Raw genomic sequence first — 24,579 nt, 5'->3', positions numbered from 1 at the left:
CGCCTCACTTGGTTTCGAAGTTGGTTGCCCCGTCCCATTCAGGATCGAATGGGAGTAGACGCATGGAGGCTACCCGCTCGGAATACATTTGGTAAAGGAATTTTTTGGCGTTCATGCGCATTAAATTGATCATCAGGACATCAGCCTGGTCCCAGTTCTGGGCTCTATACGCCTTGATGAAGGACACCCAGGTTTTAAGTTCTGTTGCCGCAGCATCACTCAACTGCGGGGTCGGTGCCATCGGCCAGAATATGGCAACCGCTTGCTCCTTGCCTTTAACACGGACCCGGTCCAGCTCTTGCCACACAAAGTCAGCAGCCTGTTTACGCGTTGACTCGCTCACAACGATGTCGACGCCGTAAGCTTTGGACAAACCTTCGAGCCGCGAGCCCAAATTCACAGCATCGCCAATTACGGTATAGGCTCGACGGATATTGGAGCCCATGTCTCCTACACACATTGTTCCTGTGTTGAGGCCAATTCCGATGCCGATCTCCGGCAATCCTCGAGCCCGATGGTCCGCATTAATACCACGTACCGCACTGGCCATCTCCATAGCCGACTTCACTGCAAGATTGGCGTGCTCAGGCGTCTCGACCGGTGCGCCCCAAAAAGCCATGACGCAATCGCCCATGTATTTGTCAATGGTGCCCCTATTGGCACGGATCAGGGTGGTCAACTCGCTGAAAACGCCCGTCAACAATTCCTGAAGCTGGGTCGGTTCCATTTGCTCCGACATCTTTGTAAAGCCCCGCATGTCACAAAACATGACCGTCAGCTCTCGGCTGGTGGCCTTCATGCTGTAGCTATCGGGGTCCTTGACCATTTCGTCAACCAGCTCGGGAGGCACATAGGTTCCAAACAGGTGCGCCAACTCACGTTTGGAGCGGCTCTCCACAAAGTAGCCGTAACTCATGTTCAGTGCAAAAGCCGTCAGGGTCATGACCAGCGCAGCCGCCAGTGGCATCACCAAGCCAAAACCCAGATAGAGCCAGGTGTTTATGCCCGTAACGGTCACTAAAACCCCAACGCTGAGAAGCACCGCGCGCGGGGCTGACAACAGCGGCAAACCTACGGCCAGCAGTAAACCTGCAATGGTGAGCACGAATACGTCATAGCCCACCGCATAATCCGGCCTGAGCGTAACCTTATCATCCAACCACCCGGATATCAGGTTCGCGTGCGCCTCCACACCCGGATAAACCTGGCCTACTGGCGTTACCCGCAAGTCCAGCAATCCTGGCGCCGTTGTGCCGACCAGAACGATTTTGTCTTTCAGACTGTCGACCGGTAGCCGACCAGCCAACACATCCGCAGCTGACACATACCGAAACGAGCCGCCTTTTACACCGCCCGGTCCCCGATAGGGCACCAAGGTCCCAATGTGCTTGTCGACCGGTATGGTCAACGAGGACTTTCCTTCCTTTAGCAGAATCCTATCCAAGCCTTGGTAGCTGCGGGCAAGCCACTGCTCGTCGGAGAAGCCTGGCACTACCCTCGGTGACCCGGCCAATCGGCGGAACATCGCAAGCGCTAACGATTCATAGTATTGCCCCTGGTATTCCGCAAGCAGCGGCAATGAGCGCACGACGCCGTCAATGTCTGGCGTGGTGTTGAAATGTCCCGCCACGGGCGCGGCCTTGGCGAGAATATCGATATTGGAGCCATAGCCAGTCCAGGCATAGGCCTCAACATTGCGGCCTTTTAGATCCCCCTTGTCCATCACTGGCGCGGGCAGAGTGCCCACGGTCCGGCCATCGCCATCGCTGCTAAAGTAATAGCCTAAAACGATGGGGCGGGTTTCGAGCAACTTGGCAAACAGTGCGTCGTAATCCAGTTCCGGCTGCAACTGCTTGAGCCGTTCAGAAAACCCCGCCTGGTCTTTTAGTTCATTGCGCGCCAGATCGTTAAGGCGGCTCAGGCCCGAGCTATCGTCTGGCTCGGCAAAGACAATATCGAAGCCAAGTAAGGCTATATGTTGTTGGCTAAAAAGAATGTCGACCAGGCGGCCTAGCTTGTTACGCCCCCACGGGAAGCGGCCCACTTCGGCTAGGCTCTTTTCATCGATGTCCACAACAACGATCCGCTCATCCATCGTCTTGGGCATCGTCGCACGCAGGCGGGTGTCATAAATGACATCGTCCATCCTTTGCATCGTGCCAAACGACATGATCCCGGTGGCGTGGAGCAATACCAATACCAGCGGGATCAGCGTAACCGCAATCCGTTGCCAATGTTTAGCTACCGTTTTCATGCGCATCACCTCGAAAACTGGCGCGCAATGGACTCAGCCAAAATAGCGCAGACCTTCAGGTCTGTACGAATTGCATCTGGGTGCCAGCCAACTCGATCAGATCTCCATTTTTCAACGCGACCGGATCGGCCTTGATAGGTGCGCCATTCAATGTGGGGTTGCCGGCACCCTCCACATGGTGTACGACAAATCCCTGCTGGCGGCGGGTAATAGCGGCAACGGCAACACCGGGCTTGCCAATCGTCGTGACGACTTTAGTCAATGGAACTTCACGTCCTGACGCCGCGCCCGACAAAACTTTGATCGACGCGTTGAAGGCGCCCATGCCCATGGAGTCTCCGCCCGATACATACGCCGCTGGCCGCGGTGGCGCGGGGGGGACTCCTCCTGGAGGCCGGGCCTTAACCACCATGGTCTTATCAAAGTTATCGGCTTCACCATCGCCGACAAACTTGATTTTGTATTTCCCAATTTCAATGCTATCGCCGTTCTGCAGTTGCTGCTTCTTGACGGCTTTGCCATTCAAATAGGTGCCATTGGTGCTGTTGAGATCTTCCAGCACCACGTCACCGCCACTCATCTGAAGCACCGCGTGTTCACCGCTGACAGCCAAGTTGTCGATCACGATATCGTTGTACGGCCTGCGACCCAAGGTTGTCTTGTCCTTGGTGAGCTGTACTTCCTTGATCACGACCTCATCGATCGAAACGATCATTTTCGGCATGATCGACTCCTTTTTCTGTAATTTGTTTCTGGAAAACGCTGCTGCATCTTACTTCCCCAACCATCGTGCGATTAAACCGCGCTTTTCTGGCGCCTCATGCACTTCAATCAACAGTACCGAAATATTGTCTCGGCCGCCGTTTTCATTAGCGTGATCAATCAGCTGGGTCGCCTTTTGCTCAAGTGTCAATTCCGAAGTAACAATTTTACTGATCGCGTCATCGTCGATCATGTCGGACAGCCCGTCCGAACACATCAGGTAGAGATCACCGACCTGCACCTGGTGTTCATTGACCTCCAACAACACGGACTCATCAACACCCAGTGCCCGAGTCACCAAGTTTTTGATGGAAGAGGTAGCAGCCTGCTCGGGGGTTATCAGTCCGGCGTCCATTTGCTCTTGCAACAGCGAATGGTCTTTTGTCACTTGCTCCAGCAGACCGGCCCGTAGGCGGTAGCACCGTGAGTCGCCAATATGCCCCAGTACCAATTTGTCGTCCCGGAACACACCAACAACGAGCGTAGTACCCATTCCGGCGTAGTTCGCGTTGGAATTTGCGGAATTGAAAATGGAGCGGTTGGCGTTGTCAACGCAAATTTCCATCGCACGGCGCACCTCTTTAGCCTTAACGCCGTTTCCCGCTTCGGTAAGCCACCGGCTGAGCTCGGATTTGATGAAAGCAGTCGCCATACCGCTAGCGATCTCGCCGGCGTTGTAGCCACCCATCCCGTCGGCCAAGACCGCTGTGAGGGAAGCCTCGTCGTACGCCACCGAGTCTTCGTTGTTATCGCGCGCCCGGCCGGGGTCTGTCTTTGCACAAAAATGGTAGTTCATGGGGTACTCAATCCGCTTCGCCGGGTTTCTTCACCCGTTGAACGACAGTTTTCTCAAAATCCGCTGCGGATGCGGGTACGGTTGCATTGAAGTCGACTTTACCTTGACCGCTGCCGGATGTGCCCGGCACAGTCGATGTAAAAGCCACGGTTTTCTCGGGGGCTGGCTCTCCAGGCGTGCGAGACATGACTGAAGGAGCGGTTGGTGCTGACCCGGACATCTGATTTATGACGCTACGCAGATCCGCAGCAAACTGGTCGCCTGTCTGGTAGCGCGTCTCAGGCCTCTTGCTCAACGACAGCGCCACCACATCGGCCAAGTTTGGCGGCAATTCCGGTCGAATAATGCGTATATCGGGCGCTTCCTCGTTGGCTATCTTGTACATCAACTCAGACATCGAATCGCCGCGGAATGGTAACACCCCCGCCAACATCTGGAACAACATGACCCCTAGCGAATACAGGTCTGAGCGGCCGTCCACTTTTTTGCCAGCTAATTGCTCCGGCGACATGAAGCTTGGTGTCCCGAGCACGAGACCCGTTTTAGTCTTGCTCGAGTCGGTGATACGAGCGATGCCAAAGTCAGTGACCTTGACGGTATCGCTCTGTACCTCGTACATGATGTTGGCCGGCTTGATGTCGCGGTGCACCACATTTTGCTTGTGTGCGTAAGCCAAAGCCTCCGCGACGCGCGCCACAATGCTCAATACGATAGGCACAGCCAGTAAATGGTCCCCCTTGCAGTGATCCGCCAGATCCTTGCCCTTGAGGAATTCCATCGCGATGTAGGCCAGATCGTGTTCCTCGCCTGCGTCGAAAATGGTCACGATGTTCTGGTGTTGCAGGCGCCCCGCTGTTTCAGCCTCGCGGAAGAAGCGCTCCCGTGCATCCACCAGTTCGTCGCCCGCAAACTCCTGGCTCAACGCCATGGTTTTGATGGCCACCACCCGGCCAATTTTTGGATCTTTGCCCAGGTATACGACGCCCATAGCGCCTTTGCCCAATTCTTTCTCGACTTGGTAGCGGCCCAGCATCGGCTTCTCTACCGCACCACCATCCAGCAACATCGTGCCACCCGGGTGTCCGCCAGCGCCGCCCAGCATAACGGTCTCGGACAGGTTCTTGGCGCGGTTGAGCTTGGCCTTGACATCCTTGTAGTTTTTGTCAAAAGCAGCCATGTGCTCGTAGACAGCCTCGGCTTTGTTGAACTGGCGCTTACGCTCGAAGTCCATGGCCAGGCTGTACAAATTGCCCATCACAGCTTCGTTCATTGGGACGCGGCGGAACCTGTCAAACGCCATGTCCAGCTGACCTTGACCCTGCAAAGCAAGACCCATCATGCGGTTGGTCTCAGCGGACTCTTCGTCTGCCTGGACTTTGCCGGCTTCGGTGACAAGGAAGCGCTTGGTCGTTAGTGCCAAGTGGCCCAGCACCAACAGGGTAGCCGGGTAGACCAACTCCAGCCAAATGGCGGATGTCGACAACAGACCAAACTCCAGGGCAATCAAAACGACGAACAATATCGCCGTAGCAGTCGCGGCCATGCCAGCAGAGAGCCGCGGCAATGCAAAGATCACGTAGGCAGCAATTAGTAGGAACAGGCCAGAGGTTGCCAAGGCACCCCAAGTCGGCTGGACAATGAAGTGCTCATTTAGGATGCTGGATGTGATGTGGGCAATAGTTTCTGCTGGCGTTAGTCCCGGATAGCCTGGCACAGGGAATAGCGTTCCAACACCCACAGCTGTGGCCCCGATTACCACTATCTTGTTTGCATATTTTGACGTCGGGATTTTCTCGCTCAGCACATCGTAAAAAGAATCAACGGCGAAGGCTGGTCGGCCATCGCGACCCTTATAGAACTGCGGAAGCATTAATGCCGACTCGTCAGTTTTAACCCGCAGCTTCCCTATTTGCACGGACTGCCCGGCGTTCATGCGGACGTCACTGGCCGACAAATTCAAGCTTTTGGCGGCAGCCAACAAAGACATTGAAGGGACTGCCTTTCCATAATAATTTACCAATAACGGCTCGCGACGAATGGCTCCATCCACTGGATCCACGTAAGGGTTGAGGTGTCCAACACCCGCCGCCACACTTCCGATGGCAGCGATGGGCTCTTGTGCACGCACTGAAGATATAGAAAATCCGGTGGGATCTTCCAATGCGCTTTTGAGGGCGAAGTCCGGCAAAACTGTGTCAGGCTTGCCCTGCTGATCGCCCAGCGTGAAAAACGACGGGAGTAATACATTCCCTGCGTTTTTTATACTGCGCGCCAGAATGGCATCGGTATCCAGCGCAGTTTCAGCTTCAGCAATCAACGCGGTCAGTTGTTCATTGGTCGCCGACGCATCCGGTGACGAACCCAATGCGGTCTTCATCTTGCGTATGAAGGCCAAGCCTGGGTCCACTTGCGGTTCCGAAAAGAAAACCGTATGAACAATGGTCTTGGCCTTGGCCGCGGCCAGCTTGTCGATCAGCTTGGCATGGATGTCCCGGGACCAGGGCCAGCGGCCCAGGTTGGCAATACTTTGGTCGTCGATGGCAATAACGGCTATGCGGTCAGACGGCTGGCGAGACGTGGTGGTGCTGGCGAAGTCGTAGAAACGCCGTTCGAGCGTGCCAATGAAATCGGTCGCCGCATTGAGCACGATGACCCCGACGACGATCGCTACGCCTGCAAACCAGTCGGCCCGCCAGAACGGACCCGATTTTGAAAAAGAAGATTTCGCCACGTGCCAGCCCTACCCCTCTATGCACTGATGCCGGTCCAAACCACCCAACCACACACACCCCATCTCCTCACGGAGGCAGAGGCCGACATTAGCAGATGCCGTTCGTTCCGACAAGCGACTTATTCCAACAACGTCTTCTTTTTGATAGCGCCATCTTCATTAAGGGTGCCGTTTTCCGAGTTTTTTCCCCAAGCCTATGACCAGGACTGCGCCCAGAGCAGCGCCGACGTAATGCAACCAAGGGTAATCAACTGAGACCGAGCGAAGTGCCGCATCGCTGACGATGGTCTCACCTCCGACCCACCCAATCAAAGCCGCTCCCAATGTGATGATGACGGGGAAGCGTTCCATCAGACGGATCATCAAGGTGCTACCGAAGATCACCATGGGGATACTGATCGCCAGTCCCAGGATCAACAGAACCATGTCACCTTTGGCTGCAGCAGCCACCGCAATCACGTTGTCCAGGCTCATGACCAAATCAGCGATCAGGATCGTGCGCACAGCCGCCATCAGGCTGCCAGTGCCAGACGCGCCGTGTTCGGCGTCTTCCTCATCCATCAACAGCTGGACACCAATCCATAACAACAGCAGGCCACCGACAATCTGCAGAAACGACATGGCCAAAAGCTTGGCCGCCACCACGGTCAGCGCAATGCGCAGTACGACCGCGGCTCCAGACCCGAAGAAGACCGCTTTCCTTTGCTGCTCTGGCGGCAAGGAGCGTGCTGCCAACGCAATAACGACCGCGTTGTCGCCTGACAAAATGATATTGATCCAAACAATCTTGAGCAGACCGATCCAGAAGTCCGCGCTTTGTAGCCATTCCATCTTTGCAACTCCTGTATTTCAAAATGCAAGAAGCGCTCTAAACATGCTGTTCGGAGCGCTTCCCTGGTGTCCTGCTCAGGGCAGCGGTCGTCGTGCAGCCGCAATCCCTGACTGCGGTGTGATTACAACAGTGCCTTGAGCAGCTTCGCCATTTCGGACGGATTACGTGTCACTGTAAAACCACACTCTTCCATCACCGCAAGCTTGGCGTCGGCCGTATCCGCACCGCCAGAAATCAAGGCGCCAGCATGGCCCATGCGCTTGCCGGGAGGCGCAGTCACACCCGCGATAAAGCCCACGATGGGTTTCTTCATGTTCAGCTTGCACCAGCGGGCAGCTTCGGCTTCATCGGGTCCGCCGATTTCGCCGATCATGATGACGGCGTCGGTGTCCGGATCATCATTGAAGGCGCGCATCACGTCGATGTGCTTCAGACCGTTGATGGGGTCACCGCCAATACCAACCGCGCTGGACTGCCCCAGACCGATTTCGGTCAATTGGGCCACCGCTTCATAGGTCAGCGTGCCGGAGCGGCTGACCACACCAATACGACCCTTGCGGTGGATGTGGCCGGGCATGATGCCGATCTTGATTTCGTCAGGGGTGATCAAACCGGGGCAGTTAGGGCCCAACAGCAGGGTCTTCTTGCCGCCGGCCGCTTCCTTGGCTTTCATGCGGTTACGCACTTCCAGCATGTCACGGACGGGGATGCCTTCAGTGATACAGATCGCCAGGTCCAGGTCGGCCTCAACGGCTTCCCAGATGGCGGCCGCGGCGCCAGCCGGTGGCACGTAAATTACCGACACGGTAGCACCGGTTTCCGAAGCCGCTTCCTTGACGGACGCGTAGATGGGGATGTTGAAGATGGACTCGCCAGCCTTCTTGGGGTTCACGCCTGCGACAAAACAGTTCTTGCCGTTCGCGTATTCCTGGCACTTCTCGGTATGGAACTGGCCGGTCTTGCCGGTGATACCCTGGGTAATGACCTTGGTGTCTTTGTTGATGAAGATCGACATGATGATTAACCCTTTACCGCTTTAACAGCTGCCTGCGCAGCCTCTGCCATGGTGTCCACCGAGATGATGGGCAGGCCGCTTTCGGCCAGCATCTTCTTGCCCAAATCTTCGTTTGTGCCCTTCATGCGCACGACCAGCGGCACATTCAGGTTGGTCGCCTTGCAGGCGGTGATCACGCCGGTGGCGATGGTGTCGCATTTCATGATGCCGCCGAAGATGTTGACCAGAATGGCCTTGACCTTGGGGTTCTTCAGCATGATCTTGAAGGCTTCTGTCACCTTTTCGGGGGTGGCACCGCCACCCACGTCCAGGAAGTTGGCCGGCTCAGCGCCAAACAGCTTGATGGTGTCCATGGTCGCCATGGCCAAGCCAGCGCCGTTGACCAGGCAACCGATGTTGCCGTCCAGGCTGATATAGGCCAGGTCGAACTTGGAAGCTTCCACTTCGGCCGGATCTTCTTCGTCCAGATCGCGGTAAGCCACCACTTCGGGGTGGCGGAACAGGGCGTTGGAGTCAAAGTTGAACTTGGCGTCCAAGGCCATCACATTGCCCTTGCTGTCGCGGTTCAACGGATTGATTTCGACCAGCGACGCGTCGGTGTCCATGTAGCACTTGTAGAGCTTCTGGAAAATGTCCACGGCCTGCGCGGTGGAGTCAGCGGGCATTCCGATGGCATCCGAAATCTTCTTGGCCTGCTCGGCACCCAGACCGGTCAGCGGGTCGATGAACTCGGTGATGATCTTCTCGGGTGTGGAATGCGCCACTTCCTCGATGTCCATGCCGCCTTCGCTGGAAGCGATGAACGCCAGCTTTTGCGTGGCGCGGTCGGTCACGATGGACACGTAGTATTCTTTGTTGATGTCAGCGCCGTCTTCGATGTAGAGGCGGCGGACTTTTTGGCCTTCTGGGCCAGTTTGGTGCGTTTTGAGCTGCATGCCGAGGATCTCACCCGCGATGCGCTTGACGTCTTCGATGGTCTTGGCGACCTTGACACCGCCACCCTTGCCACGCCCACCGGCGTGGATTTGCGCCTTGACGACCCAGACAGGTCCTCCGAGCTTTTGGGCAGCTTCCACCGCCTCTTGTACTGTGAAGGCGGGGATGCCGCGGGGCACCGGCACACCGAATTGGCGCAAAATTTCTTTGCCTTGGTATTCGTGGATTTTCATGACGTCTCTTTGGGAGCTGGAGAATTTTCACCAAATTGCAACAATTTTGTTACAAACCTGGCACTGGACACATCAACTCCGAAATGTATCATGTTGCAATGCACCAATCTGATCGCTGCCTGACAGCGCTTTTCTGGTGCGCCACCCGGCTACTCTCCTCAACCCGTTGATCTCCTATTTGATATGAAGCGAATTTTTATTGATGGCGAAGCCGGCACCACCGGCCTGTTGATCCGAGAACGGCTGCAAACCACGCCGGGCGTGGAAGTCATGCGCATAGACCCTGCCTTGCGCAAGGACGCCATAGCCAAACAAGCCTTGATGGAGCAGGCCGATCTGGTCGTGCTGTGCCTGCACGACGAAGCGGCCGTGGAATCGGTCGCCATGGTGGACGCGATTGAGCGGAGAACCGGGCGCCCTGGACCCCGCATGGTTGATGCGTCTACCGCGCACCGCACGGCGCCTGGCTGGGTTTACGGTTTTCCAGAATTGACACCTACCCAGCGCGAAGCCGTGGTCCAGGCACGGCGTGTGGCCAACCCTGGCTGCTACGCCACGGGTGCGATTGCACTGATTCGCCCACTGGTGGATGCGGGCCTGGTGCCTGCCGATTTCCCCGTGTGCCTGCCTTCTATCAGCGGCTATTCCGGCGGCGGCAGGGCCATGATCGAGGCTTACGAAGCTGGCAATGCGCCACCGATGGAGCTGTATGGCCTGGGGTTGAAGCACAAGCACATTCCCGAAATCATGCGCTACACGGGCTTAACCCGCAGACCCTTGTTCGTACCTTCGGTGGGTAACTTCAAGCAGGGCATGCTGGTGCAGTTGCCATTGCACCTGGACACTTTGCCCGGCACGCCTACGGCACAGGATTTGCACGATGCCTTGAAGAAGCATTACGAAGGCAGCGAGTGGGTGACAGTAGAAGCCGCCACGGCCGACCAGAAGTTGGATGCCGTAGCCTTGAACGACAGCAACAAGATGGAACTGCGGGTGTTTGCCAATGATGCGGAGGCCGATGGCTTTGCGCATGCGGTTCTGGTGGCGCGGCTGGATAACCTGGGCAAGGGTGCGTCTGGTGCTGCGGTGCAAAACATCAAGTTGATGTTGGGGCTTTAAAAGAGCTGAGGCTGCTGGCTCCGGCCCGACAGGGCGGCGCGTTTTGCTCCGTGTCCCCCGGCCATGCAAGCATGGCCTCCTCCTTTACCTGCGCAAAACGCGCCGCCCTGTCGGGCCTTCGGGTTTGGGGCGCTCCACGATTTCAGACTTCCTTCGGTGCGCGCACCCGCTTTCGAGCTGATGGCACGGGGTATGGGTTTTGCGCAGGTAAAGGAGGAGCCCGCGTAGCGGGCGGGGGACACGGAGCAAAACCCATACCCCGTGTCATCAGCGGGCGAACGCAGTTAATCCTCGTCCCCGCCGCCGAACACCACGCGCCGAATAGCGTCCCCACCAAAGCCGCGGCTGGTCAAAAAACGCATTTGTTTCCCGCGCTCCGCCGCATCTACCGGCGGTTCACCAAACTTCTTGCGCCAGACTTCACGCGCCCGGTCCACTTCGGTAGCGCGCAGTTTCTCCACCGCATCCAGTACAGCCTCGGGCGCCAAACCCTTGCCCTGCAGCTCCTGACGGATCCGCGCCGTGCCCAACTTGGCAGAACGGCGGTTCAGCACCGACTCCACGACGCGCTGCTCGTTGATAAAACCCTTGGCCTGCAACTCGTCCAACGCCTTCGCCAAGGCGCCTGGCTCTTCCTCGAATGAGGCCAGCTTGCGCTCCAGCTCAGCCCGGGAATACTCCCGGCCGCTGAGCAGCCGCAACGCCCGGCCTTTCAGGGACAAGGGTGGTGTGGTCGTGACCATGCCAACGCTTCCAAAAAAATTCAGCTACAAAATCGCTATTGTTTTTATAGCTGCTTACGCTCTCCCTACGCGGGCTGCTCGGCTTTTTTGCTTGCAGCCTTGGGCTTGGCTTCGGGTTCTGCAGCGGCCACCGGCAACAGGGGGATGCCCAGCGATTCGCGCACCTTGTTTTCGATTTCGATCGACAGCGCCGCGTTTTCACGCAAGAACTCGCGGGCGTTGTCACGGCCCTGGCCGATCTTTTCACCCTTGTAGGCATACCAGGCGCCGGACTTTTCCAGGATGTTGGCGGTCACGCCCATGTCGATGATTTCGCCGTGGCGGCTGATGCCTTCACCGAACAAAATATCGAACTCTGCCGTCTTGAATGGAGGGCTGACCTTGTTCTTGACGACCTTGACCTTGGTCTCGTTGCCGATGGCCTCGTCACCCTTCTTGATGGTGCCGGTACGGCGGATATCCAAGCGCACGGAAGCATAAAACTTCAGCGCATTGCCGCCGGTGGTGGTCTCGGGGCTGCCGAACATCACGCCGATCTTCATGCGGATCTGGTTGATGAAAATGACCATGCAGTTGGTCTTCTTGATGTGGGCGGTCAGCTTGCGCAGGGCCTGGCTCATCAGACGCGCTTGCAGGCCGGGCAGGGAATCGCCCATTTCGCCTTCCAGCTCGGCCTTGGGCGTCAAAGCGGCGACCGAGTCGACGACGATCAGGTCCACCGCGCCGGAGCGGACCAGGCTGTCGACGATTTCCAGTGCCTGTTCACCGGTGTCGGGCTGGCTGATCAGCAGGTCGGGCAGGTTGACGCCCAGCTTCTGCGCGTACTGGATGTCCAGTGCGTGCTCGGCATCCACAAAGGCGCAGGTGCCGCCCTGTTTTTGCATCTCGGCAATCACCTGCAGCGTCAGCGTGGTCTTGCCGCTAGATTCGGGGCCATAGATCTCGACGACACGGCCGCGGGGCAGGCCGCCGACGCCCAGCGCAATGTCCAGCCCCAGCGAACCGGTGGACACCACCTGGATGTCTTCAATCACTTCGCCTTCACCCAGGCGCATGATGGTGCCCTTGCCGAACTGCTTTTCGATTTGAGCCAGGGCAACCTGCAGGGCCTTGGCTTTTTCAGGGTTGGCGCTGTTCATGCTGTTGGGGGTCTTGACGGGTGCATCCATGGGAAATCTCCTTGAAAATCAATGTTGGGGCGCATGTCAGCCGTTGGGATTAATCACAGGCTGGATGCTTGAACAGTAGTTTAACGGCATGGGTTGAAATCCGTAAACAACTTTATTAGTCAGTTTGCATTACTATTAATAGCATGACTGAATGGACCTCCTCTCACCCCGGCAGCGGCTGGCGCCAGGCCCACATGGGCCATTGGCTACGCTTGGCATTGGAGCGCTTTGACGCGCGCGTCCTGGCGCTGATGGCCCACCACCCCGGCGTGCCGCTGGGGTTGGCCAATCTGGTCACGCGCGGGCAGGTAGGGGCGGCGCACATCCACATCACCCGCCACCTGGCCACCGAGGGGTCGCGCCTGACCGAGCTGGCCCGCAGTGCCGGCATGAGCAAGCAGGCCATGGGCACACTGGTAAACCAGTGCGAGGCCTGGGGCATGGTCACCCGCGAACCTGACCCCGTGGATGCACGGGCGCAGCAACTGCGCTTTACCGCCACCGGCCTGGCCTGGCTGGAGGCCTACCGCGCGGCCGTGGAGCAGGCCGAACTGGAATTACGCCAGGCAGTAGGCGACGAAGTAGCCACCGTATTGGCCATTGGCCTGGAAGCCTACAGCGGAGCGTAGCGCCCGCCTGTAAGCGCCAAGCCAAGAGGGCACGCCTAGAATGGAGAAAACACGTCCACACCCGCCTTTGCGCAATGCTGCGACGACTACAACGAGGAGCAACTATGTACCCCCAAGCTCACGCTACCCCCCAAGGGGGCGCATGCCACCCTAGAGGCGGCTCGTCGGGAGGCATGACATGCGGATATTGATTGCCGAAGACGACCAGGTCTTGGCTGATGGCCTGTTGCGGGCTCTGCGCGGTGCCGGCGCGGCAGTCGACCATGTCGCCAGCGGCACCGAAGCCGATGCTGCCTTGATGACCAACACCGAGTTCGACCTGCTGATCCTCGACCTGGGCCTGCCCAAGATGCATGGCTTGGAGGTGCTCAAAAAGCTGCGCGGGCGCGGCTCCTCACTACCGGTTTTGATCCTGACCGCAGCCGACGCCGTGGATGAACGCGTCAAGGGCCTGGACTACGGCGCCGACGACTACATGGCCAAACCCTTCAGCCTGCAGGAACTGGAAGCCCGCGTGCGTGCCCTGGTGCGCCGCGGCGCGGGTGCCACCAGCAGCACCATCAAACACGGCCCGCTGACCTATGACCAGGCCGGGCGCGTGGCCACGATAGACGGCAAGATGGTGGAGCTATCCGCCCGCGAGCTGGGCCTGCTGGAGGTGCTGCTGCAGCGCGCCGGGCGCCTCGTCAGCAAGGACCAGCTGGTGGAACGCCTGTGCGAATGGGGCGAAGAGGTCAGTAACAACGCGATCGAGGTGTATATCCACCGGTTGCGCAAGAAGATCGAGAAAGGCCCGATCCGCATCGCCACCGTGCGCGGCCTGGGTTACTGCCTTGAGAAAATTGCCCCCTGAGATGGCCCCCACGCTCCGCCGCTGCGCGGGTCGCTGCCCCCCGAGGGGGCTAAATCCGCTTGGGGCGGCCCGGCGCGGATTTGCGGCCCACACCTTCCGCCGCTGCGCGGGTCGCTGCCCCCCGAGGGGGCTAAATCCGCTTGGGGCGGCCCGGCGCGGATTTGCGGCCCACACCTTCCGCCGCTGCGCGGGTCGCTGCCCCCCGAAGGGGCTAAATCCGCTTGGGGCGGTCCGGCGTGAGACTCCAATTGCTATTGTATTAGGAGCGGCTTACGCACATCCGACGGGGGCTATCGGCCAATTTTGCTTAAAGCCTCGCTGTCCAGGAAAGGCCGCATGAAGATCTTCCAGCGCGAGCAACGCAGCCTGTTCGGGGAGATCCTGGACTGGATGCTGACGCCGCTGCTGCTGCTGTGGCCGGTCAGCCTGGTACTGACCTGGCTGGTGGCCCAGGGCATTGCCGGCAAGCCTTTTGACCGCGCGCTGGAGTACAACGTCGGCGCGTTGGCCCAGTTGGTCACCGTCAACCCGAACAACAAAGCGCAGTTTGTACTGCCCCTGCCGGCACGCGAACTGCTGCGCGCCGACGACAACGACACCGTGTATTACCAGGTGCTGGGCAGCGCCGGTGAGTACCTCAGCGGCGAGAAGGCCCTGCCCCCGCCGCCGGAGGAAGAAAAACCCATACCGGGTGAAGTCCGCTTACGCAACGACGAGTTCAATGGCGCTGACATCAAGGTCGCCTACACCTGGGTCAAGCTGGACGTGCCTGACAGCAAGCCGGCCCTGGTGCAAGTGGCTGAGACCATGGAGAAGCGCTCGGTGCTGGCCACCGAAATCGTCAAGGGCGTGATGCTGCCGCAGTTTGTGATCTTGCCGCTGGCCGTGCTGCTGGTCTGGCTGGCGCTGGTGCAGGCCATCAAACCGCTGCACCACCTCGAAGAGCGCATCCGCGCGCGCAGCCCCGACGACCTGAGCCCGCTGGATGCCGAGGCCGTTCCGCTGGAGGTGGCGCCACTGGTGTCCTCCGTCAACGATTTGCTGATGCGGCTGAAAGACTCGGTCGCCACACAAAAGCGCTTCTTGGCCGACGCTGCACACCAACTGAAAACACCACTGGCAGGCCTGCGCATGCAGGCCGACCTGGCCCAGCGCGCGGATGCCAGCGCCGAAGACCTGAAGCAATCGCTGCGCCAGATCGGCCGCTCCAGCATCCGCGCCACGCACACCGTCAACCAGTTGCTGGCGCTGGCCCGGGCCGAGAGCAGCGGCACGGCGATGAGCCAGCAACCCTGCAACCTGGTGCGCCTGACGATGGACGTGGTGCGCGACTGTGTGCCGCGCGCGATGGACAAGCTGATCGACGTGGGCTACGAAGGTGCGGAGCCCGACGATGCGGATGTGAACCTGCAGGGCAACCCGACGCTGCTGAAGGAAATGGTGCGCAACCTGATGGACAACGCCATCAACTACACGCCGTCCCATGCCGACAAGCCGGGCGTGATCACCGTGCGCGTGCTCAAGGACCCGTTCAGCAAGGTGCTGGTATTACAGGTAGAGGATTCGGGCCCCGGCATACCCGTGCCAGAGCGCGAGCTGGTGTTCCAACCCTTTTACCGAGTGCTAGGCACCGAGGCCGATGGCTCAGGCCTGGGCCTGTCCATCGTGCTGGAAATTGCCCGCCAGCACCAGGCCACGGTGACGATCGAAGACAGCCGGCCCGGTCAGATACCACCCGGCACCTGCTTTACGGTGCGCTTTGGACAACTAGGCTAGTTGCAGCTGTGGAGCGTGCGGCCGGCCAGGGCGGTTTTGACGTCGGCCAGACGGGTCTTGGTGTCCAGCGTGACGGCCGGCAGCTTGAGCTGGGCTTGTGTACCTTCCTGGCGTTCCTGCACCACCTTGGCAGTGCGGATGCCGCGCAGCGACATCTTGGCCAGCTCCGCCACCGCATCGGCCTGGGTGTCAAAGCCGCCCAGCGACAGGCCCAGTTCCAGGTCCGGGTTATTCAGGTTTTGCGGCACCAGCTTCATCGTTGCCAGTTCGCCGCGCTTCTTGGCCAGTTGCTCGGCATTGGCAAATTTGCCCATGTAGACAATCCAGCGCGCCGACACCGGTACCGATTCCAACTGCCAGCTGCCCGGTGTCAGCGCCGATTCCAGCGCGCGGCGCAGGGTCGCGGCCTGTGCTTCGTCGAACGGCCCGGCCGCCAGGCACTCTTTAGGGCTCAGCTCGGCCTGTGCCTGGGTCTCGGCCCGCTTGGCCTCGGCCGGTGTCAGCACCTGTATGGCCTCGGGGCGGATCTGCTGGGCCAGGCGCTGGGGCTCCTGCTGCTGGGCCGGGGCGAAGCCGTAGGCGCGCAGCAGGCCATTGCTCCACGCAAAATAGACACCGTTGGCCAGGATCAAAAGCAGTACGAGCAGTCGCAGCATGGTGGCGTCAGGAGGGGTTGGCGGGCGGCAGCGGCACGGGGCGCACACTGACTTCCGCGCTGGTGATTTTCTTCAGGCCATTGTCGGTGTGCAGTAGCAAGGCTCCGGCGGCATCCACGCCCCGGGCCATGCCGGTCGTGCCGTCGCTGCAGGCCAACGCACGGCCGTACAGCAGGTCCCGCGCATGGAAGCCTGTGCGCAGCGGGCCGAAACCCTCGGTCTCGAACCGCAGCACCGCCCGCACCAAGGGCGCGGCCACCAGTGCCAATGCGCCGGGCGCATCCACGTCCGGCAACAGCTCGCACAGGGCTGCGGGTGGGGTGCTGAGACCCTGGCCATCGGGCGGCAGGATGTTGATGCCAACGCCGATGACGGCGTACCGCGCCTCGCCCCTAACGTCACCGCCGGGCCGCCCCAAGGAGACGGAGACCCACTCGGGGGGCAGCGCAGTACGCGAAGCGACAAGCGTGGGGGCGACATTGGCGGTTTCGATCAGGATGCCGGCCAGCTTGCGGTCTTGCAGCCACACGTCATTGGGCCACTTCAGCTGCAAGGCGGGGTGCAGGCTTTCCACAACCGACAGCCCCACGGCCAGTGACAGGCCGGACCAGTCCGCAGGCGCCAGCGGCAAACCGAGGGAAAAAGTCAACGACGGTAGGGGCGCATTGATTGCGGTGTCACCACCGCTGGACCAGGTGCGGCCCAGGCGGCCACGCCCCGCACTTTGGCGCTCTGCCACCAGCAGAACCGGCTCCAGCTGGCCCGCGCGGGCTCGGCGCATCAGTTCCGAGTTGGTGGAATCGATCTCAGGAAGGATCTCTACCGAAAAAGTGGGCAACAGTGGCGACACCGCCTCCCAGATGGCTTCAGCCTGCCAACGCACCACCCTCATCTCAGTCGTTCCAACGAACGCTACGGCAGAACCTGCCACTACCAGGAATGCCGTGGAACCGGCTTTGCCGGGCCACAGGCGTTGCCCCCTTGAGGGGGAGGCGGCGGCAGCCGACTCGGGGGTGTTTCATCGCTTGCCGCGTTTGGGGGCCAGCAGCGTGCCGCGGCAGTTGGGCGAGCCACACCAGCAAGGGTGCTCGGCCTTGAGCTTCTTGGTGTAGGGCTCGTCCAGGATCAGGCCGTAGTCGTAGAAAAGTTCTTCACCGGGCGCGATGTCGCGCAACGCCTTGATGAAGACACGGCCATCGACCTCATCGGCCTCGCAGTTGCCGTCACACGAATGGTTGATCCAGCGCGACGAGTTGCCTCCGACCTTGGCGTCAATGACATGCTTCTCGTCAATGTGGAAGTAGAACGTGTGGTTGGGGTCATTCGGGTCATGCGGGTGGCGTGCCTGGGCTTCTTTCCAGGTGATGATTTCGCCCACGTATTCGATGATGGTCTCGCCCTCACCAATGTCCTGGAGTGCGAATACGCCCTTACCGTGCACGCCGGAGCGCCGGGTTTGAATGCGGCGGTTGTCACCTCGGGGCATGGTTTTGCTGCTGCTCACGTTTTGCTCTCTTTTCTGCACGTCTGGACCGGAACCCAAAAAATTTGGTATGGTGAATCGTATGGGCGCGCATGTGTGCGCCTGCGTGTGTGGGCGCGCACCTGCGCGCACGCGAGAACTGGATTGTAGTCAGATGAAAACCCTAGTCATAGCCGAGAAGCCTTCCGTCGCCCAAGACATCGTGCGGGCGCTAACGCCCACCGCCGGCAAGTTCGAAAAACACGACGAATACTTTGAGAGCGACGGCTACGTCGTCTCCAGCGCCGTCGGCCATCTGGTGGAAATCCAGGCGCCAGAAGAATTCGACGTCAAACGTGGCAAGTGGAGCTTTGCCAACCTGCCGGTGATTCCGCCGCACTTTGACCTGAAGCCGGTGGACAAGACCAAGACGCGCCTGAACGCCGTCGTCAAGCTGGCCAAACGCAAGGATGTGGACAAACTCATCAACGCCTGTGACGCGGGCCGCGAGGGTGAGCTGATCTTCCGCCTGATCGAACAATACGCCGGTGGGGCCAAGCCGCTGGGTAAGCCCGTCAGCCGCCTGTGGCTGCAATCCATGACGCCCCAAGCCATACGCGACGGTTTTGGCGCGCTGCGTACCGACAAACAGATGCAACCCCTGGCCGACGCCGCCCGTTGCCGCAGTGAGGCCGACTGGCTGGTCGGCATCAACGGCACGCGCGCCATGACGGCGTTCAATTCGCGCGACGGCGGTTTCTTTTTGACCACGGTGGGCCGGGTGCAGACGCCTACCCTGTCCGTGGTGGTGGAGCGCGAAGAGCAGATCCGCAAGTTCATCAGCCGCGACTACTGGGAAATCCACGCATCCTTCGGCGCCCAGGCGGGTGAGTACGCCGCCAAGTGGTTCAACCCCGCGCACAAGAAAGACGCGGAAGATGCCGAGAAAAAGGCCGACCGTGTCTGGAGCCAGCGCGAGGCGCAGGCTATTGCCGACGCCGTGCGCGGCCAGCAGGCTACCGTCACCGAAGAAAGCAAACCGACGACGCAAGCCAGCCCCCTGCTGTTTGACCTGACCAGTTTGCAGCGCGAGGCCAATGGCAAGTTTGGCTACTCCGCCAAGACCACGCTGTCCATTGCTCAGTCTTTATACGAGCGCCACAAGGCCTTGACCTACCCGCGTACCGATTCGCGCAATCTGCCCGAAGACTACGTGGCTGTGGTCAAAGACACGATGGCCATGCTGGCCGACAGCGGCATGAAACACCTGGCACCGTTTGCGGCCCAGGCCGTCAAGGGTGGTTATGTGAAACCCAGCAAGCGGATTTTTGACAACGCCAAGGTGTCGGATCACTTTGCGATCATCCCCACGCTACAGGCACCGAGTGGCCTGTCTGAAGCCGAGCAGAAGATTTATGACCTGGTGGTGCGCCGCTTCCTGGCCATCTTCTTCCCCAGCGCCGAATACCAGGTCACGACCCGCATAACAACTGTTACCCCCACGCTTGCCGCTGCGCGTGCTGCGCTGCCCCCCGGGGGGGCTAATTTTCCTAGGGGCGGCCCGTCGGAAAATTCCGCCGCCAGCCACAACTTCAAGACCGAAGGCAAGGTGCTGGTCAAGCCGGGCTGGCTGGCCATCTACGGCAAGGAAGCCGCCGACGAAGTGGCCGATGCCAAGGACGGCGACAAGGGCCAGAGCCTGGTGCCGGTGGAGCCCGGCGAGAAGGCCAAGACCGAAACGGTAGACCCCAAGGGCCTCAAAACCCGCCCTCCGGCCCGCTACTCCGAAGCCACGCTGCTGGGCGCCATGGAAGGCGCCGGCAAGACGGTCGAAGACGACGAGCTACGCGAAGCCATGCAGGAAAAGGGCCTGGGCACGCCAGCCACCCGCTCATCCATCATCGAAGGCTTGATCGCCGAAAAATACATGCTGCGCGAAGGTCGCGAGCTGATCCCCACCGCCAAGGCCTTCCAGTTGATGACGCTGTTGCGCGGCCTGGATGTGCAGGAGCTGACCAAGGCCGAGCTGACCGGTGAATGGGAATACAAGCTGGCGCAGATGGAGCAGGGCAAGATGAGCCGCACGGCGTTCATGGCCGAGATCGCGTCCATGACCGAGCGCATGGTCAAGAAGGCCAAGGAGTACGACCGCGACACCATCCCCGGCGACTACGCGACGCTGCACGCACCCTGCCCCAACTGCGGCGGCATTGTCAAGGAAAACTACCGCCGATATACATGCGTCGGCCGGCCGGCCGACGTGGCACCTGCACCGGGTGGCGCAGAAGAAGGCTGCGGCTTCTCGTTCGGCAAATCACCTGCCGGGCGCACCTTTGAGGTGGCCGAGGTGGAGCAATTCCTGCGCGACCGCAAAATCGGCCCGCTGGACGGTTTCCGCTCCAAGGCCGGTTGGCCCTTTGTGGCCGAGATGGTCATCAAGTTCGACGACGAGACCAAGAACTACAAGCTGGAGTTCGATTTCGGCGACGACAAGAAAGGCGAGGAGAGCGGCGAGATCATCGACTTCTCGGGCCAGGAATCCTTGGGCAAATGCCCCAAGTGCGGTGGCTCTGTCTTCGAGCATGGCAAGAATTACGTCTGCGAAAAATCGGTGCCTACGCTGGCCCAATCCACACCCAGCTGCGACTTCAAAACCGGCCAGATCATCCTGCAGCAACCCATCGAGCGCACGCAAATGGTCAAGCTGCTGGAGACCGGCAAGACCGACCTCTTGGACAAGTTTGTGTCGATGCGCACACGCCGTGCCTTCAAGGCCATGCTGGCCTGGGATGCCGAGGCGGGCAAGGTGAATTTCGAGTTTGCACCCAGCAAATTCCCGCCGCGCAAGACGGCGGCCAAGTCCACGGCTGCTACAAAAACAGGAGCTGGTTACGCAAGCGGCGCGGGGGCTGCAGCCAAGAAAGCACCTGCAAAGAAAGCCGCCGCCAAGGCCGTCAAAGAGGCCAAGCCCAAGGCCCCGCGCAAGACCACGGCCGCCAGCGGCAAGCTACCCAGCGCGGAATTGGCTGCTGTGATCGGTAGCGACCCGATCGCACGGCCCGCGGTGGTCAAGGCCTTGTGGGACTACATCAAGGCCAATGGCTTGCAGGATGCAGCCAACAAGCGCGCCATCAACGCCGATGCCAAGCTGTTGCCGGTGTTCGGCAAGCCGCAGGTGACGATGTTTGAACTGGCCGGTATTGTTGGCAAGCACCTGAGCTAGTGGGGTCTACACATGCAAAAGGCGATAGGGATTGCGGTGATGGCGTACCTTGCTGCGCCCCGCAGACGCCGAGCGCATGCAGGGATTGTTCGAGAAGGGCAGTAACGTTGCCAAAGCAGCGGCGTCAGGTGGTGCAGGTGCAACGGACATTCAGGGCCAGGCCCTCAGAGGCGTGGCTGAGCAAGCCCAATCCCAAAGCCTCCGGACCCGGTTGAGCGCTCGCTGGCCTATTGCAACAAGTATTCGCCGCTGCCCTGCAAGCTGTACGCAGTCAACGACGACGTGGTCTTCACTCTCGAGTGGTAGGGGTGCGCCCGTCAGTGGATGGACCGCGACGGCGGCACGTCCTCGCTCGCCTTGGCCCACCACTGGTGCGGAATATGGGTGCTGAGCTTGGTGATCGCCAACTCAACCACATCCGGGTGCAGCGCCTGGCCAACGAAGGGTAAAACCTCGGCCGTGATGTCGCAGCCCATATCGCGCAACAGGTGGGCGGCGACAAAGCTGTGGCTGTAGGGGGTCACAGTGTCGTCTTTCCCATGCAAAAAGTGGATGGTGGTAACGGCAGGCGGCTCGATGGGCAGCGTCGTGAAGCGGCCACCGATGGCGACTACGCGGCTGACCAGCATGGGTTGAGGCTTGCTCAACTCCAGCACCATCTCTGCACCTTGCGACAGACCTACCAGAGCCGTGGCAGCGGCTGCTACGCCACTACGCTCCTGCCATTCCCGCACAGCAGTCTGCAGCGCTGGCAAGGCCTGCGCCACACGGGCAGCGCGGTTCTCTTCTGTGAGGCCGGCCGTGGCAAACCATTCAAAGCCCTGGGGTGTAGCTGCTGGGCTGTCGGCCTGCAAGGACACGATGGTCGCCTGCGGAAAGGTCTCGCACAGACGCTCGCCCAGGGGCAGTAGCGATGCCGCTTCGGCACCAGCGCCATGGAACAGCACAATCAACTGCGCCGCCGCGTCGGCGGGCTCCTGGATCACAAGTGAAAAATCGGGCATGGTAGCGGGGGTGGATTTTAGGGGGTGTCGTCGGGCGTGTGGCCGTCAATGTAATACCAACGCCCTTGTTCGCGCACGAAGCGGCTCAATTCGTGCATGCGCTCGGCGCGGCCATTGACCTTGCAGCGGGCGACGAACTCGACCACACCGGCATCACCGTTGGACTCGGCATGGCGCACCTCCAGCCCCAGCCATTTGATGGGTTGCAACTCCAGATCACCCGGAGCGGTGGACGGGTGCCAAGTGGCCACCAGGTAGTCGATGAGGCCCAGCACGTAGGCGCTGTAGCGTGAGCGCATCAAGGCCTCAGGTGTGGCGGCGTGCACACCGTCTTTCAGGCCCTGGTGCAGAAGACCGCAACAGACAGCCAGATCCAGTCCACTGCCGCAGGGGCAATCTATTTTTTTTATCACCACAGCATCGCCCTCATCGCGTTCAAGTCACTGTGAATGTAACGCCACTAGCAAGGCTGACACTACCGGCTTAACCGCAATAGATGGGTGCCCAGTGCGGTAACCGTATCTACGTCGCTGAACAACGGTGTTCTACGCTCCGCCATGAACCGCTTGACCTGGGCGCGGGTAGTGCCGTCTGACGCCATGCGTTCGACCAGCGCAATAAACTGGTCGGTGGATGTCGCTACCCATTCGCCCATGCCCATCGCGCGCAACGTTGCGCTGGCAAAGCGGCTACGCATGTATTCCCCTTCGAACGCAACGATGGGGGTGGCCCGTTCCACGGCCTGCATGACCGTGTTGAAACCTGAGAACCCGATACTGTCCAGATAGACGTCGGCGCGGTCCAGAAATGCGAAGAAGCCCGCCTGGGGCTGCCAAGGGACGAAAGTCACACAGGCGTCGAAGTCCAGTCCCGCCGTCTGGAATGCGATGCGTAAGCGCTGCTCCAACAGCCGCGTCAATGGCTGCGATTCGTTGCCAAAGAAAACCAGTTTGCAGGGCTGGCAGCGGCGGGCAATCTCTACAAACACGGCATCATGCTGGGGGGCGTATTTGAAGGGTGTTCCGGGGCACAGCAACACCTTGTCACTCGGCTGTATGCCCCAGGCTGCAAAGTCCGGCCTGCTCGGTGCTGTGCCGAACGGCTTGTAACAACAGCCCATGCGCGGCAGTAGCAACAGGGTTTCGCTGTAGTGTTCGGCCGCTCCGGGTGGCTCGAAAGCCTCTGCACCGATGTACCCATCGATCGTTGGCAGGCCAGTGGTCAAGGGATGGCCCCACGATGCCAGTTGCACGCGCGCCAGGCGCAACGCAGACAGACGCACCGTGGTCGAGTCCATCCCGATTTCGGGGTAAATGACAACGTCCAGTCGGGCATCCGACACGGCCTTGGCCCATGCCGTCCACGACCCGAGGCCGTGGTGCAGCGCATGGACTCGCCGCGTAGCCCACTGGGTTTCAGCATCCTGAACGGCACCAGTGTGAAATATCTGCAACTCGAATACGGCAGGGTCCAGGTGTTCAATCCAGCCTCGCAACAATGCATGCCACACCGAGTGGCCGTGCACGTGGGCGGAAACGATGCCCACGCGGCACTTGCCTGGGTGCGCCGCTGCAGTTCCGGGCACGCCTACCTTGGCGCTCCAAGCGGCCATCAACTTGGCGCACAGGTCACCGTAGCGTGTCAGCACCTCCCGGTGGTTAGCCGCGATATAGGCCAGAAAGTATGGCTGCTGCGCCCCCACGGCTAAATAGGCATTCGCAGCGTAGGTGCCCAGCAATTGGGTTTTCATCTTGTCCAGTTCACGTGAAAAGGCATGTGGAGCCTCCCCGTGTTCCGCTTCGTGCTGCGCAATGACCGGCAGCTGGGCCATGGCGTGGCCCCAGCGTGCCTGCACGTAGGCCGGGTTCAAACGGACAGCGGCCTGGTAGGCTTTGCGCGCACCGGCAACATCACCGCACCCGGTCAGCGCGTTGCCAAGCCAATACTGGGCGTCCGCCTGTTTGGGTGCAAAGGCCAGCAGGCGTTGCAGCAGGTCGGCCGCATCCGGCCACTGGCCCTGGTCGATGCGCATCATCGCAAGGTTGAAATACGCTGGCCCCAAATCGGGCTTCAATTGCAAGGCCAGGGACAGGCAGCGGTCTGCCTCAGGCAAGCGGCCAGTGCCCTTCAGCAGGCTTCCCAGGTTGGCATACGCCTCCGCGAGTCCAGGGTTCAGGGCCACCGCGCGGCGGTAGTGCTGCTCTGCCGCCGCGAGGTCGCCGCTTTCACGCAGCTGGTTGCCACGCGCGAACGTGTCCCGGGCCTGCGCCTTGTCTTCAGTCGACGCCTGGCTCGCCATCAGCAGCAGCGTGGCAATGTCGCTGTCAGCCGGTTGCGCCTGCGCCCGACGGCGCCACGAACGCAACCACTTGAACATCAGATCTCA

General features: G+C 60.2%; 20 protein-coding genes. 5 read left to right on the top strand and 15 right to left on the bottom strand.

Translation table 11 applies throughout. The features are described from left to right. Positions 1-4 precede the first annotated feature (4 nt). From AC097P_RS04780 to sucC, 7 genes are all read right to left on the bottom strand, one after another. Positions 5-2,254: a CHASE2 domain-containing protein gene (locus AC097P_RS04780; protein ID WP_479609210.1), complete on the bottom strand. Its 2,250-nt coding sequence runs from the start codon at positions 2,252-2,254 to the stop codon at positions 5-7. Between the two features lie 55 nt (positions 2,255-2,309). Further along, a complete protein-coding gene (locus AC097P_RS04775) occupies positions 2,310-2,978 on the bottom strand; it encodes an FHA domain-containing protein (protein ID WP_479609209.1) in 669 nt (222 codons plus the stop codon). A gap of 48 nt (positions 2,979-3,026) precedes the next feature. Next, the gene (locus tag AC097P_RS04770) at positions 3,027-3,812 is read right to left on the bottom strand and encodes a Stp1/IreP family PP2C-type Ser/Thr phosphatase (RefSeq protein ID WP_479609208.1); all 786 of its coding nucleotides are present in this window, start codon (positions 3,810-3,812) and stop codon (positions 3,027-3,029) included. A 7-nt stretch (positions 3,813-3,819) separates the two neighbouring features. After that, the gene (locus tag AC097P_RS04765) at positions 3,820-6,459 is read right to left on the bottom strand and encodes a CHASE2 domain-containing serine/threonine-protein kinase (protein ID WP_479609468.1); all 2,640 of its coding nucleotides are present in this window, start codon (positions 6,457-6,459) and stop codon (positions 3,820-3,822) included. Between the two features lie 243 nt (positions 6,460-6,702). Continuing rightward, a complete protein-coding gene (locus tag AC097P_RS04760; RefSeq protein ID WP_479609207.1) occupies positions 6,703-7,374 on the bottom strand; it encodes a TerC family protein in 672 nt (223 codons plus the stop codon). Positions 7,375-7,496: 122 nt separating this feature from the next. After that, the gene (gene sucD, locus AC097P_RS04755) at positions 7,497-8,390 is read right to left on the bottom strand and encodes a succinate--CoA ligase subunit alpha (RefSeq protein WP_394786016.1); all 894 of its coding nucleotides are present in this window, start codon (positions 8,388-8,390) and stop codon (positions 7,497-7,499) included. Between the two features lie 5 nt (positions 8,391-8,395). Continuing rightward, positions 8,396-9,559, bottom strand: a complete 1,164-nt coding sequence (gene sucC, locus AC097P_RS04750; protein ID WP_479609206.1) for an ADP-forming succinate--CoA ligase subunit beta — start codon at positions 9,557-9,559, stop codon at positions 8,396-8,398. Between the two features lie 183 nt (positions 9,560-9,742). Here sucC and argC point away from each other — a divergent pair, with 183 nt between their 5' ends. After that, on the top strand, positions 9,743-10,678 hold the full coding sequence (argC, locus tag AC097P_RS04745) for an N-acetyl-gamma-glutamyl-phosphate reductase (RefSeq protein ID WP_479609205.1): 936 nt from the start codon (positions 9,743-9,745) through the stop codon (positions 10,676-10,678). Between the two features lie 284 nt (positions 10,679-10,962). On the opposite strand, the gene recX is transcribed toward argC, so the two are convergent. Both recX and recA read right to left on the bottom strand, forming a co-directional pair. Further along, the gene (gene recX / locus AC097P_RS04740; RefSeq protein WP_479609204.1) at positions 10,963-11,421 is read right to left on the bottom strand and encodes a recombination regulator RecX; all 459 of its coding nucleotides are present in this window, start codon (positions 11,419-11,421) and stop codon (positions 10,963-10,965) included. A gap of 65 nt (positions 11,422-11,486) precedes the next feature. Beyond that, complete coding sequence (gene recA / locus AC097P_RS04735) at positions 11,487-12,590, bottom strand: recombinase RecA (protein ID WP_479609203.1); 1,104 nt, start codon at positions 12,588-12,590, stop codon at positions 11,487-11,489. Positions 12,591-12,733: 143 nt separating this feature from the next. On the opposite strand from recA, the gene AC097P_RS04730 reads away from it, so the two are divergent. From AC097P_RS04730 to AC097P_RS04720, 3 genes are all read left to right on the top strand, one after another. Continuing rightward, complete coding sequence (locus tag AC097P_RS04730; RefSeq protein ID WP_479609202.1) at positions 12,734-13,219, top strand: MarR family winged helix-turn-helix transcriptional regulator; 486 nt, start codon at positions 12,734-12,736, stop codon at positions 13,217-13,219. Between the two features lie 178 nt (positions 13,220-13,397). Next, the gene (locus tag AC097P_RS04725; RefSeq protein ID WP_209393678.1) at positions 13,398-14,072 is read left to right on the top strand and encodes a response regulator; all 675 of its coding nucleotides are present in this window, start codon (positions 13,398-13,400) and stop codon (positions 14,070-14,072) included. 336 nt (positions 14,073-14,408) lie between these two features. Then, the gene (locus tag AC097P_RS04720) at positions 14,409-15,848 is read left to right on the top strand and encodes a sensor histidine kinase N-terminal domain-containing protein (protein ID WP_479609201.1); all 1,440 of its coding nucleotides are present in this window, start codon (positions 14,409-14,411) and stop codon (positions 15,846-15,848) included. Here AC097P_RS04720 and AC097P_RS04715 read toward each other — a convergent pair. From AC097P_RS04715 to AC097P_RS04705, 3 genes are all read right to left on the bottom strand, one after another. Then, complete coding sequence (locus AC097P_RS04715; protein ID WP_479609200.1) at positions 15,845-16,504, bottom strand: SPOR domain-containing protein; 660 nt, start codon at positions 16,502-16,504, stop codon at positions 15,845-15,847. The genes AC097P_RS04720 and AC097P_RS04715 overlap by 4 nt on opposite strands. A gap of 7 nt (positions 16,505-16,511) precedes the next feature. Continuing rightward, positions 16,512-17,396 (bottom strand): biotin--[acetyl-CoA-carboxylase] ligase, encoded by an 885-nt coding sequence (locus tag AC097P_RS04710; protein ID WP_479609199.1) that lies wholly within the window; start codon positions 17,394-17,396, stop codon positions 16,512-16,514. Positions 17,397-17,522: 126 nt separating this feature from the next. Beyond that, entirely contained in the window at positions 17,523-17,990 is a 468-nt protein-coding gene (locus tag AC097P_RS04705; protein ID WP_479609467.1) for an SET domain-containing protein, read from the bottom strand. A 151-nt stretch (positions 17,991-18,141) separates the two neighbouring features. Here AC097P_RS04705 and AC097P_RS04700 point away from each other — a divergent pair, with 151 nt between their 5' ends. Beyond that, the gene (locus AC097P_RS04700) at positions 18,142-21,189 is read left to right on the top strand and encodes a DNA topoisomerase III (protein ID WP_479609198.1); all 3,048 of its coding nucleotides are present in this window, start codon (positions 18,142-18,144) and stop codon (positions 21,187-21,189) included. 317 nt (positions 21,190-21,506) lie between these two features. Here the strand turns inward: AC097P_RS04700 and ypfH are convergent, their stop codons facing one another. The 3 genes from ypfH to AC097P_RS04685 are packed head-to-tail and all read right to left on the bottom strand — an operon-like array spanning position 21,507 to position 24,570. Then, positions 21,507-22,193, bottom strand: coding sequence for an esterase (ypfH, locus tag AC097P_RS04695; RefSeq protein WP_479609197.1), 687 nt, complete (start codon positions 22,191-22,193; stop codon positions 21,507-21,509). Positions 22,194-22,210: 17 nt separating this feature from the next. Beyond that, positions 22,211-22,609 (bottom strand): YchJ family protein, encoded by a 399-nt coding sequence (locus AC097P_RS04690; RefSeq protein ID WP_479609196.1) that lies wholly within the window; start codon positions 22,607-22,609, stop codon positions 22,211-22,213. Positions 22,610-22,668: 59 nt separating this feature from the next. After that, positions 22,669-24,570 carry an O-linked N-acetylglucosamine transferase, SPINDLY family protein gene (locus tag AC097P_RS04685; RefSeq protein ID WP_479609195.1) on the bottom strand — a complete coding sequence of 634 codons (1,902 nt, stop codon included), beginning with the start codon at positions 24,568-24,570 and terminating at the stop codon, positions 22,669-22,671. Positions 24,571-24,579 lie beyond the last annotated feature (9 nt).

Source organism: Rhodoferax sp. ZS1R8 (genome assembly GCF_056521325.1).
The sequence above is the reverse complement of the archived record's forward strand: the minus strand, read 5'-3'. Positions and strand labels throughout refer to the sequence as shown.